Annotated in this window: 14 protein-coding genes; 6 read left to right on the top strand and 8 right to left on the bottom strand. The window is 41.7% G+C overall.

The window, feature by feature from the left end; translation table 11 throughout:
- Positions 1 to 20: 20 nt before the first annotated feature.
- The 6 genes from nrfH to nadD all read right to left on the bottom strand — a co-directional run bounded on the left by nrfH (position 21) and on the right by nadD (position 4,828).
- Positions 21 to 521 carry a cytochrome c nitrite reductase small subunit gene (gene nrfH, locus OFO00_RS05590; RefSeq protein WP_270859678.1) on the bottom strand — a complete coding sequence of 167 codons (501 nt, stop codon included), beginning with the start codon at positions 519 to 521 and terminating at the stop codon, positions 21 to 23.
- 188 nt (positions 522 to 709) lie between these two features.
- Positions 710 to 1,981 (bottom strand): uracil-xanthine permease family protein, encoded by a 1,272-nt coding sequence (locus OFO00_RS05585; protein WP_270865223.1) that lies wholly within the window; start codon positions 1,979 to 1,981, stop codon positions 710 to 712.
- Positions 1,982 to 1,995: 14 nt separating this feature from the next.
- On the bottom strand, positions 1,996 to 2,577 hold the full coding sequence (locus tag OFO00_RS05580; RefSeq protein WP_270865222.1) for a LysE family translocator: 582 nt from the start codon (positions 2,575 to 2,577) through the stop codon (positions 1,996 to 1,998).
- Positions 2,578 to 2,583: 6 nt separating this feature from the next.
- Positions 2,584 to 3,951, bottom strand: coding sequence for a sodium-dependent transporter (locus tag OFO00_RS05575; RefSeq protein WP_270865221.1), 1,368 nt, complete (start codon positions 3,949 to 3,951; stop codon positions 2,584 to 2,586).
- On the bottom strand, positions 3,951 to 4,286 hold the full coding sequence (gene rsfS / locus OFO00_RS05570) for a ribosome silencing factor (protein ID WP_270859674.1): 336 nt from the start codon (positions 4,284 to 4,286) through the stop codon (positions 3,951 to 3,953). Before rsfS ends, OFO00_RS05575 begins: the two co-directional genes overlap by 1 nt.
- On the bottom strand, positions 4,274 to 4,828 hold the full coding sequence (gene nadD / locus OFO00_RS05565; protein ID WP_270865220.1) for a nicotinate (nicotinamide) nucleotide adenylyltransferase: 555 nt from the start codon (positions 4,826 to 4,828) through the stop codon (positions 4,274 to 4,276). The genes rsfS and nadD overlap by 13 nt, the downstream gene beginning before the upstream one ends.
- A gap of 194 nt (positions 4,829 to 5,022) precedes the next feature.
- On the opposite strand from nadD, the gene OFO00_RS05560 reads away from it, so the two are divergent.
- The 3 genes from OFO00_RS05560 (at position 5,023) to OFO00_RS05550 (ending at position 8,044) form a co-directional block, all read left to right on the top strand.
- Entirely contained in the window at positions 5,023 to 6,351 is a 1,329-nt protein-coding gene (locus tag OFO00_RS05560) for a sugar transferase (RefSeq protein WP_270865219.1), read from the top strand.
- Positions 6,352 to 6,430: 79 nt separating this feature from the next.
- Positions 6,431 to 6,697, top strand: coding sequence for an ACT domain-containing protein (locus OFO00_RS05555; protein WP_270858301.1), 267 nt, complete (start codon positions 6,431 to 6,433; stop codon positions 6,695 to 6,697).
- Between the two features lie 9 nt (positions 6,698 to 6,706).
- Positions 6,707 to 8,044 (top strand): PFL family protein, encoded by a 1,338-nt coding sequence (locus OFO00_RS05550; RefSeq protein WP_270865218.1) that lies wholly within the window; start codon positions 6,707 to 6,709, stop codon positions 8,042 to 8,044.
- 247 nt (positions 8,045 to 8,291) lie between these two features.
- On the opposite strand, the gene uvrB is transcribed toward OFO00_RS05550, so the two are convergent.
- Positions 8,292 to 10,268, bottom strand: coding sequence for an excinuclease ABC subunit UvrB (gene uvrB / locus OFO00_RS05545; RefSeq protein WP_270865217.1), 1,977 nt, complete (start codon positions 10,266 to 10,268; stop codon positions 8,292 to 8,294).
- Positions 10,269 to 10,339: 71 nt separating this feature from the next.
- Here uvrB and OFO00_RS05540 point away from each other — a divergent pair, with 71 nt between their 5' ends.
- Genes OFO00_RS05540 through OFO00_RS05530 form a run of 3 tightly spaced genes read left to right on the top strand, consistent with a single transcriptional unit; the run spans position 10,340 to position 11,297 of the window.
- Positions 10,340 to 10,597, top strand: coding sequence for a hypothetical protein (locus tag OFO00_RS05540; RefSeq protein ID WP_270858296.1), 258 nt, complete (start codon positions 10,340 to 10,342; stop codon positions 10,595 to 10,597).
- 38 nt (positions 10,598 to 10,635) lie between these two features.
- A complete protein-coding gene (locus tag OFO00_RS05535) occupies positions 10,636 to 10,839 on the top strand; it encodes a hypothetical protein (protein ID WP_270858295.1) in 204 nt (67 codons plus the stop codon).
- Entirely contained in the window at positions 10,836 to 11,297 is a 462-nt protein-coding gene (locus OFO00_RS05530) for a hypothetical protein (protein WP_270865216.1), read from the top strand. Before OFO00_RS05535 ends, OFO00_RS05530 begins: the two co-directional genes overlap by 4 nt.
- Here the strand turns inward: OFO00_RS05530 and OFO00_RS05525 are convergent, their stop codons facing one another.
- Positions 11,298 to 11,834 carry a phosphatidylglycerophosphatase A family protein gene (locus OFO00_RS05525; RefSeq protein ID WP_270865215.1) on the bottom strand — a complete coding sequence of 179 codons (537 nt, stop codon included), beginning with the start codon at positions 11,832 to 11,834 and terminating at the stop codon, positions 11,298 to 11,300.
- Between the last annotated feature and the right edge of the window lie 15 nt (positions 11,835 to 11,849).

Here is an 11,849-nt window from a genome sequence, read left to right as displayed (position 1 = left end):
ATGGTACTCCTATTTAAATTTTAATAATTATGGGCGTGTCCGGCTTGTCTATGACAAGATACGCAACTAAGGGCTTCGTTTTGGACATCTGAGCCACCTGCTTGTTTAGCGTGAATCGCTGGTTCAGCATACTCTTTATGGCACTCGATGCAGTTTTGTTGCACGATTGCTTTGCTCTTAGGGCTAGCTGAAAAAGCTACCGGGTTGTCCTTGAAAGTAAAAGCATAGCCATGGTGAAGACCGCTTTCTGCTTTCATTAGCCATTTGCCGACAAAGTCGTGTGGCAAGTGGCAATCACCACAAGTAGCGACATGCTGGTGACCACCTTTTTCCCAGCTCTCATAGACTTGGTTCATGACATGGCATTTTTTACAGGCGATTGGATCTTTGCTAAGATGCACTAGGCCGTCTGCATAGACAAATGTAAAAACACCGAAGCCAAACACTAAGCCTATCAAGGCTGAAAGAATGAGGCCGGCTACAGAAAAAGGCTTTTTCTGTGATGATTTGTTAGTAATCAAAGCACTCCTTTCATTTAAAATTTGTTAAGTTGGTATTTTAGCACGATTTAGTAAAAATTTATTGATTTAAATCAATAAATTTGCTTAAAATGTTACATAATTATAATTTATTACAAATTTTGTTTTATTTGGAATTTTAGTAGGAATTTAAAGATAAATTTTTGCAAATTTATCTTTAAATTTTGAGTTTATTCTTCGTCGCTTTCTAACTGCTCGAAGTCCATTTCTTCGATTTTATCGACCTTTGGTAGGACTAAATTTAAAACCACACCCACGATTGCTCCAAGGCCAATTCCGCTAAATTTAGCAAAACCAAAATCCAGCACCAACCCGCCGATTGAAACTACCAAGATTAGCGAGATTATGACCATGTTTCGCGGATTTGACAGATCAACTTTGGCTTTGATGAGAGATTCCATGCCCACAGAAGCGATGATTCCAAAGAGTAAAATCATAATTCCGCCGATGACAGGCACCGGGATTGTGGCGATAAATGCCCCTAACTTGCCCACAAATGCAAGCAAAATCGCAGTTATAGCTGTCCATGTCATAATGGCTGGGTTGAAGGCTTTGGTTAAGCGCACAGCGCCCGTAACTTCGCTATAAGTCGTATTTGGCGGACCACCAAAACACGCAGCCGCCGTGGTCGCTAAACCATCGCCCAAAAGCGTGCTTTTAAGTCCTGGGTTTTTTAAGAAATTTTCCTTTGTTACATTACTAATCGTCAAAATATCGCCGATATGCTCGATTGTAGGGGCTATGGCGATTGGAAGCATATATAAAATCGCGTTTAGATTAAAGCTTGGTGCGCTGAAATTTGGCACGGAAAACCACTTCGCGTTTTCAATTGGCGAGAAATCCACGACCCCGAAGCATAACGAGGCGATGTATCCTACAAAAATACCAGATAAAATCGGTATTAGCCTGATGATACCCTTGCCAAACATTATGGCGATTATCGTGGCGATTAGCGAGATAAAAGCGATGATAAGCGCGGTAGTTTGCGGGATTGCGTCGATATCCTTTGCCATAGCCATATTCACAGCTGTCGGGCTTAGGATTAGGCCGATTGCGATGATGACAGGACCCACGACGACTGGGGGTAAGAGCTTGTGTATGAAGCCGTCGCCCTTGTATCTAACCACAAAGCTAAGTGCGACATAGAGCAAACCTGCCGCCATTAATCCGCCCATTGTCGCACTCACACCCCATTGCGATACGCTGAAAGTTATCGGCGTGATAAATGCAAACGAACTAGCCAAAAATATCGGCACGACCTGCTTTCTCGTGCAAAGCTGAAAAACAAGCGTTCCAATACCAGCCGTAAATAGCGCGACATTGGTATCAAGCCCCGTCAAAATCGGCACAAGAACTAGCGCGCCAAATGCTACGAATAAAAATTGCACGCCTAAAAGCGAATCTTTTAGCCTAAAATTATATCCTTCATACCTCTCTGCCATTTTCCCTCCTTAAATCATCTAAAAATCATCAAAATTCCGATTACGCACATTAAAATCGCGCAAAAAATCTCTAAATATCGCAAATGTGTTTTAAGCAAATTTTTCAAAATCGTTCCGCCAAGCGAATACACGCTAAGAGCGATAATCTCGCTTAGACACATTACGCCGATTAAGCCGAAATTATAATAACCCAAAATTTGGTTAGTGTCGATAAATTTAGGATAAATCGCGGCGAAAAATATCCACGCTTTGGGATTTGTCGTAGAAATCACAAAGCCTTGCGCGAATAAATTTTTCTCTATTTTTTGCTCTTTTTCTTCGAATTTTCCGTTGCTTCTAAAAAGCGAAATTCCAAGGTATAAAATGTAAATTCCGCCCAAAACCTTGATTACAAAAAGTGCGCTTGGGTGCGTTATAAAAAGCCCAGCAATGCCTAAAATGCAAGCAAGTGAAACGAGCGCAATGCCGATAGTTTGCGCAATCAGTGCAGGAAGCGAGCGTGCGTATCCATGCGACATGCCTAAATTTAGCGCATAAATCATATTAATGCCCGGCATTAGCGAAATCGGAAACATTGTAAGAAAAAATAAAATCATAAATTTCTATCCAAAAATTCCATACACAAAGACGACCGCTATGATTAGTGGTAGCACGAAGCGCACATACACTAGCCAAATTTTGGCTAAACCTGCGCCTTGTTTTCCGCCGTTCGTGAGCTCATGCACGGCGTCATCGCCTAGCACCCAGCCTACATAAAGGCTACACATCAAGGCTGTTAGGACAAAGAAAATATTTGCACTCACGAAGTCAAACGCGTCAAATATCGAGCGAGAGAGAATTTGCACATCGCCCAAGATATTGCTTGAAAGTATGCAAGGGATATTTCCTAGCACAAAAATAGCTAAAAGCACGATATTTGTGGATTTTATGGTGGTGAGGTTAAATTTTTCCTCGACATAATTTATCAAAACCTGATAAATCGTAAGCGATGTGGTAAGTGCTGCGATGAGCAGTATCGACAAAAACACGACGCCGATTAGATTGCCAAATGGCATATACGAAAACGCGATAGGTAGGGATTCGAACACTAGCCTCGTGCCCTTTGTAGGCTCTAAACCCACAGAAAAGAGCGCAGGAAAAATCATAAATCCCGCAAGTACCGCAATTATCGTGTTTATCACGGCTGTGAGTGTGGCGGTTTGGATTAAATTTTCTTCCTTATCCAAAAAGCTAGAAAGTGTAATCATAACGCCAAATCCCAAAGATAGGGCGAAAAATACCTGTCCTAGCACATCGATTAGAAGTTTTGGCGTGATTTTGGCAAAATCAATGCTAAGGTAAAATCCCACGCCCGCTGTCGCGCTAGGCAGGGTCAAATTCGTAACAATAACCGCGATAAAACACAAAAAAAGTGCCGGCATGAGAAATTTGACAAATTTTTCGATTCCATCTATTATGCCCTTTTTTAGGATATACCAGTTAATCGCTACAAAAATAAATGTGTAAATTCCGATCCAAAGCGGGTTGTTTTCGATATTTGCGTTGTAGAAATTTTCCGTAAATTTTGGGTCTGTTATCGGGGCGGAGAGATTGAAATTTCCATTGATTATGTTGATAATGTATGTCAGAACCCAGCCACCAAGCACCATATAATAAGCCAAAATTCCAAACGCGCCAATTAGCCCCATAATGCCTACGATTTTCCATTTTTGCGAGATTTTCTCGCCATTAAGTTTTGGCACACCAAAGGCATCGACTGAATTTTTTAGCGCCCTGCGCCCGATGACATTTTCGACCAAAATCATTGGAATTCCAAGCGCAATCATCGCTACGCAAAATACAAAAACATACGCCCCACCGCCGTTTTCGCCGACTAAATACGGGAAACGCCAGGTGCAGCCAAAGCCGATTGTTGCGCCTGCGACGGTTAGGATATAGGTGAGTTTGTTACTCCAAGTTTGACGCTCCATTAGAACTCTTCTTTTTTAAGTTTTGCTAAAAAGTCCTCGATATCGTATTTGGCGCGGTATGTATCACTCATAAGATGCACGATTATATCGCCCAAATCAACCACGCTCCAATCATCGCCTTCTTCAATCGCCAAAAACTCCTCGCCAGCTGGTTTGAGAGTGGTTTTCATCTCTTCAATCAGTGAGTATGCGTGGCGACCGGTAAAGGTCGTGGCGATGACTACAAATTTAGCTATGTATTCTTTCTCGCTCATGTCGATGATTTGGGGATTTTCGGCCTTTTTTTCGCTTAGGATATGAGCGATTTTTTCGGCTCTTTGTCTTACTTCTTGCATTTTTTTCCTTTATAAAAATTTATCACTTCATCTTTGATTTGCGCTGGAATTTCGCCTTTTAAGCTAGCGCGAAAAGATGAGGAAGAGATTTTAACATTAATATTAATTTTTGGCAAATTTACCCATTTTGTGGGGATATTAGCGCCATCTCTGGTGGCAATCACGAAGCAAACCAAATCTCGCAACTGCTCGAAATTTTGCCATTTTTCAAGTTCGGCGAGATTGTCTGCGCCGATGATGAGGTAAATTTGGCTAGGGTTAAATTTTTGCTTTAAAAATTTCACGCTTTCAATAGTTGCAACCTTGCGGTTTTGCGAGATTTCATAATCGCTAATAAGGATATTTTCGCGCTCACCCCAAAGGCTTTGACACCATTTTAGGCGTAGGCTCGGAGGGGCTGTGAATTCGGACTTAAACGGATTTATAAAAGTCGGCATAATCACTAGCAAATCGGCCAAATTTGCGCTTAGAGCCTCTTTTACTATCGCGTCGTGTCCGGCATGAGGCGGATCAAAACTCCCGCCAAAAAGTGCGATTTTCACTATTATCCTTAAAATTTTGGCGCGATTATAGCGAAAATTTTTGATTTTTCCCTTGCTATCAAACTTGCGCCAAGCCAGTGTGTATTACATTAATCAATACGAATATTTTAAAAATCTTAAAAAGTTCTAATTTTATCGAAATTAAACTAAAATTTGGCTACAATGTCGCAAATTTATTTTTGGAAAATTTAATTATGAAAAAATTTTATGCTATGGCTATACTTTTAATGGCTGATGTTTTGTGTATTTTGATATCATTTTTCATTGCTGTGAGCGTGAGAAATTTCATAGAATTCGATTTTGCTGGTAACACTCATCAGCATTATACCACCTATCTTGGTTCATTTTTTATATATGTTTTGATTATCGGCACATTAGCGTATCGTAAAATTTACACCAAACGCTATGATTTTTGGCATGAAAGTTATATAATTTTTTCGTCGTGTCTGTTTTCGCTGGTGATGATTTTTTTCTTGCTTGCGATTAACAAAAATGTCTCGCACTCGCGATTTGTGATATTTTTGGCGTTTGGGCTGTGCGCGGTTTTGATACCGATGTGTAAATTTTTTCTTAAAAAATACCTTTACCGTGTGGGAATTTGGCAAAAAAACGCTAGGGTTATCAATGGCGATAAAGAATTCCGCCGTGAAATCTTTAAAAACCACTATTTGGGCTATAAATTTACCCGTGGCGATGACTACGAGACCGTTTTTATCGCAAATAAAAATTTAAAGAGTATTGACGAGCTAAACAGGTTGGTCGAAGAAAATGTCATTAAAAACCGCGAGGTGATTTTTACTCCCGCTTTGCAAGGATATGATTTCGCTGGCGGGGAAATTTTCAGCCTTTTTAACTCTCGCACGAATTTATTTTTGCTAGAAAATTCGCTCTTAAAACCGATGAATTATTTTATGAAGGGTTTGGTTGATTATATTGTCGTGCTTTTGGCTTTACCATTTTTGGTTGTGGCTTTTTTTGTGATTTTTGTTTTAATGAAAATCGAAGAACCAAAGGGAAAAATTTTATTTTCGCAACCACGAGCAGGCAGAAATAACAGACCTTTTAATTGCTTTAAATTTCGCTCTATGAGAGAAAACGGCGATGAAATTTTGCGAGATTATTTGCAAAAAAACCCAGACGAAGTCGAATTTTTCGATAAATACCATAAATACAAAAACGATCCACGCATTACAAAAATCGGAAATTTTATGCGTAAAACTTCGCTTGATGAGCTTCCGCAACTCATAAATGTCCTAAAAGGCGATATGAGTATCGTTGGCCCTCGCCCGTTTGTGGTCGGAGAGCGAGAAAACGGAGGAATAAGCCAAGCTGATATGAAAATTTTACTCCATGTAAAACCCGGCGTCACGGGACTAGCACAGGTTATGGGTAGAGGCGATACTGATTTTAAAATTAGAGCAAAAATGGACATTTGGTATGTCAAAAACTGGACACTTTATGTCGATTTTGTAATTATTTTAAAAACTATAAAAGCAGTTTTATTCCGTGAGGGCGCAAGCTAAAATTTGGATTTCAAAATTCCAAATTTCCCCCAAATTTGCTATAATCCCCCTTTAAATTTCACATTTTACAAGGACACACATGAAAGCAATCGTAACAGTAGTCGGCAAGGACAAGGTCGGCATCGTAGCTGGCGTAGCCACCAAGCTAGCCGCACTTGGGCTTAATATCGACGATATCACGCAAACCGTTTTGGACGAGTTTTTCACAATGATGGCTGTGGTCAGTAGCGATGATAAAAAGGACTTCACGGCCCTTCGCAGTGAGCTTGAAGAGTTCGGAGCTAGTCTAAATGTCAAAATCAATATCCAAAGTTCGGCGATTTTCGACGCCATGCACAATATCTAAGGCGCGCAAATGAATATCAAGCAAGTAACCGAAACAATCTCGATGATCGAGGAGCAAAATTTCGATATCCGCACCATTACAATGGGCATTTCGCTTCTTGATTGTATCGACGCAAACCCCGAAAAAGCCTGCGAGAAAATTTACGCCAAAATCACAAAAAAAGCCGAAAATTTGGTAGCTGTTGGCGATGAAATTTCAGCCGAGCTTGGTATCCCAATCGTCAATAAACGCATCTGCGTAACGCCGATTTCGCTCATCGGTGCGGCCACGGATTTAGATGATTACACAATTTTTGCGCGCACGCTAGATGAAGCCGCGCACGCTGTGGGCGTGAATTTCATCGGCGGATTTAGCGCACTTGTGCAAAAAGGCTACCAAAAGGGCGATGAAATCCTAATCCACTCAATCCCGCGCGCCCTAGCTGGAACCGAGCGCGTCTGCGCTAGTGTAAATGTAGGCTCGACCAAAACTGGCATAAACATGTCCGCTGTGCGTGATATGGGCGAAATCATCAAACAAACCGCGAATTTAAGCAAATTTGGCTGCGCTAAGCTCGTAGTTTTCGCAAACGCCGTCGAGGACAATCCCTTTATGGCGGGCGCATTTCACGGAGTAGGCGAGGCTGATGTGGTTATAAATGTCGGTGTATCAGGTCCTGGCGTGGTCAAACGCGCCTTAGAAAAGGTGCGTGGAGAGAGCTTTGATATACTCGCTGAAACCGTCAAAAAAACAGCTTTTAAAATCACCCGCATAGGCCAGCTTGTGGGCTCAATGGCTAGCGAGAGGTTGGGCGTGAAATTTGGCATTGTGGATTTATCGCTAGCTCCGACGCCTGCTGTGGGGGATTCTGTGGCGAGAGTGCTCGAAGAAATGGGCTTGGAGCGTGTGGGCGCGCACGGCACGACGGCTGCGCTTGCACTTTTAAACGACGCGGTCAAAAAAGGCGGCGTCATGGCGTGCAACCAAGTCGGAGGCCTGTCTGGGGCATTTATACCGGTTTCTGAGGACGAGGGCATGATAGAGGCGGTCAAGGCTGGCGCGCTAAATTTAGAAAAATTAGAGGCGATGACGGCAATTTGCTCCGTGGGGCTCGATATGATTGCGATTCCGTCCGATACGCCCGCAGCCACGATTTCAGCGATGATAGCCGACGAAGCCGCAATCGGCGTGATAAACCAAAAAACTACCGCCGTGCGCATTATCCCGCTAGGCCAAAAGGGCGATATGATTGAGTTTGGCGGATTGCTAGGCTCCGCGCCTGTGATGAGTGTAAATTCGGCTTCGTCGGCTGAATTTATCGCCAGAGGCGGGCAAATACCTGCGCCGATTCATAGTTTTAGAAATTAAAATTTTAAATTTTACTTTTGGCTTAAATTTACAAATTCTCGCAGTGGCGCAAAATTTGCCATTGCGAGAATTGTGTGTTAGTAAAATTTGAGGCAATTAACGACTTTAAAATTTTCGACCTTCAAAATTGAGTTAAATTGCATTTGGGGCTTGCGAATTTTGCTCGCAAGCCCTTTTTTATTTGCGCTAAAATTTGGGTAAATTTGCGTGAAATTTATGCAAAATTTGCGCTAAATTTTGCCCAAATTTAGAGTTTTTTCATTTTCGCTATTTCATCACGCAATGCAGCCGCTTTTTCGAATTCCAGCGCAGCAGCGGCTTCTAGCATTTGTTTGCGAAGCTCTTTTATGATTTTGGCGCGTTCAGCGGCTGGCATTTTTTCTAACTTTTTCGCTTTGGTTAAAATTTCTGCGTTATCTTCGATTTTTAGGCTTTCTTCTATGTTTCTGGTTGCCGAGTGTGGCGTTATGCCGTGAGTGCGGTTGTATTCATCTTGGAATTTGCGTCTAGCCGTGGTTATATCGATAGCACTTTGCATTGAGCGGGTGATTTTTTTGCAAAACATCACAACCTGCCCGTTTATATTCCTAGCAGCCCGTCCCATAGTCTGAATAAGGCTAGTTTCCGAGCGCAAAAATCCCTCTTTGTCGGCATCAAAAATGGCAATCAAACTAACTTCGGGCAAATCTAGCCCCTCACGGAGCAAATTTATACCGATTAGCATATCAAATTCGCCTGACCTTAGCCCACGAATCAGCTCATTTCGCTCTATTGCGTCGATGTCTGAATGCATATATTTGACCTTAATACCGAGTTCAAGGTAGTATTTACTAAGCTCTTCTGCCATTTTTTTTGTTAGCACGGTTACTAAAATTCGCTCATTTCTAGCTATGACCTTTTTTGCCATGTCGTGCAGAATTTCGACTTGATTGTCGCTATCTTGGATTAAAATTTCAGGATCAAGTAGTCCCGTCGGACGCAAAATTTGCTCTACTACTTTGCCGCCACTTAAATTCACTTCGTATTCATTTGGCGTGGCTGAAACGAATAAAAATTTGCCTTTTTTGCTGATAAATTCATCAAACATCAAAGGGCGGTTATCAAGCGCGCTAGGTAGGCGAAAGCCGTATTCTACGAGTGTCTCTTTGCGACTTCGATCGCCTGCGAACATACCGCGAAACTGCGGCAAAGAAACATGGCTTTCATCGACGATGACTAGGTAGTCTTGCCCCTTGCTCTCGTAGTAATCAAACAGCGAATACGGAGTTTCTCCGGCGTTTTGCCCCGTTAAGTAGCGCGCGTAATTTTCGATCCCTTTGCAAATGCCCGTTGCACTCATCATTTCAAGGTCAAATTCGACACGCTGTTTTAGGCGCTGGGCTTCGACGAGTTTATTTTCATTTTCAAAAAATTTTAATCTCTCGCCAAGCTCTTCTTCAATGCCTTTAATCGCCGTTTTTAGGCGGTTTTCGCCGACGATAAACTGACTTGTGGGATAAAGAATAAATTTAGCCACGCTTTTTGTTTTTTTATTTTCCAAAACATCGAAATGATACATCGCTTCAAGCTCATCGCCAAAAAATTCTAGCCTTATGGCTTCGTCGTTAAAATACGCCGGATAAATGTCGATCGTATCGCCATTAGCGCGGAAATCGCCACGATCAAAAAAATTATCATTGCGTTTGTAACCCATATCGACGAGTTTGCGAAGTAAAAATTTGCTAGAAAAACTTTGCCCTAGTTCTAAATGAAGCACCATACCTTTGTATTCGGCAGGGTCGCCTAAGCCGTAGTTTGCCGAAACCGAAGCTATCGTAATAACATCGTCAAAACTAAGCAAACTAGCCGTGGCTGAGAGACGAAGGCGTTCTAACTCGTCATTTATGGAGCTATCTTTTTCGATAAAAAGGTCTTGGCGTGGAATATAGGCTTCTGGCTGATAATAATCATAATAGCTGATAAAATACTCGACATGATTTTGTGGAAAAAAGCCCTTAAATTCACTATAAAGTTGCGCTGCAAGGGATTTGTTGTGTGTCATTATGAGAGTTGGAATTTGCAAATTTGCGATGATATTTGCCATAGTAAAGGTTTTTCCGCTTCCTGTAACACCGAGCAGTGTTTGATATTTTTCGCCGTTTTTAATGCCTTGCACGATTTTTTCTATCGCGTTTTTTTGATCGTCGCTTGGGGTAAATTTTGATGATATTTTAAAATTTTGCAAATTTTTCCTTTATTTTAAAGCTAAATTTGGTTAGAATAAAAACTTTAAATTATATCTAAAAAAGGACAAATATGGAATCAATCTTTGACGAAGAAAAAAAAGTCGAGAGTTTGGGTCAAAAGGTCGAGGAGCTTATCAGAAGATACAGCGAGGCTAGGGAAGAAAACGCGAGATTGCGCGCAGAGCTAGTTAGTATCAAGGCGCAAAATGAGGCGATTAGTATGCAGCTTGGCACGCTAGAAGAGGACGCCGAGTATCGCAAACTAAGCGACGAGGAGCTTAGCAAAAAACTAGATGAAATTTTTGCAAAAGATGAATTTGACAACTAAAAATGAGAGAAATTTCAGTTAAATTTACAAGCAAATCTTTGAGTAAAGAGTATTCTATCAGCCTAGAAGATGAGTTTGCACTCAGCTTCGAGCGGGACTGGCGCGAGATCGCAAGAGATGGTTTGCATGTAGATGTGGGCGAGCTTTTGAAGGCATATATTCAAAAGAGTTATGAAAATTATATGTTTTCTAGCAAAATAGAGGCTATTTCAAAAAACATCGATGAAGGAGTGAAAAGATGAGTAAAGGCGGAGCAGGCGGTAGCGGACTAGGTAGTCTGATTTTAATCATAGTTGTGATTTTTTTCGGCGTTAAGGTTGTGTGGCCAAAAATCACATCTCTTACAGACGGACCATTGGCGGCGTCTGCTGTTACGGATTTGGATAGGTTTTTTAAGGATATCAAAAGCGATTATGACGCTAAGGGCGAATTTAGAGAGCTTAAAAACATGACGAGCGTGCGCCAGTTTAGCGACGAGGATTTAAACGCGAAAGTCGTAGTCGGCAAGCCTATCAAATACGGCGTGGGCGTCAAATCTAAGGGAAATATGGAAATGTGTGCAGATATCACGCTCAAACATGATGGAAATTTATACTTTATGGAGCTTTATCCTATAAACAAAAAAAGCAATCTTTGCAAAACTTTCCATAATTTAGAGACATTTAAAAAATATTCTCGCTTCAATGTAGGTAGAGGCTGATTAAAAAATCAGCCCTCCAAGTCCAAATTTAATCATCAACGAAAAAATAATCAAAACCCCAAGCCCAGCGAAAAATCCAGCTAGCACATCATCGCTCATTACGCCTAGGCCGCCCTTGATATCGCGATCGGCGCGCCCTATGATAGATGGCTTCCATATATCAAAAACCCTAAATAGCACAAGGGATAAAATCATCGCAAGCCACGAAAGCCCGCTAGCTTCAAAGCCAGAAATAATCTGCGCGAAATTTAGCTCATACACCTCGCCTACGCTAGCACCGATGCTCATAGCGATCCACACGCCCACGACCTCGTCGATTACGATTTCGCTATTATCGTGCGAGCCGACCTGTTTTTCGTATTCGTCGATTATTTTTAGCGAGATTACAAAAACCAGAGCAGCGCACAAAAACAGCGTCGTTCCCCCCGCAAACGCCAAAATCACAAGCCCTACAATCCAGCCTGCCACGCTTCCCCAAGTCCCAGGCGCAGGTCGCAAAAGCCCACTTCCAAAAAATGTAACAAATAACTTATTCAAATTTTCTCCTTTTAA

The sequence above is a fragment of the Campylobacter sp. VBCF_04 NA7 genome, assembly GCF_027737405.1.
Lineage (GTDB): Bacteria > Campylobacterota > Campylobacteria > Campylobacterales > Campylobacteraceae > Campylobacter_B.
The sequence above is the reverse complement of the archived record's forward strand: the minus strand, read 5'-3'. Positions and strand labels throughout refer to the sequence as shown.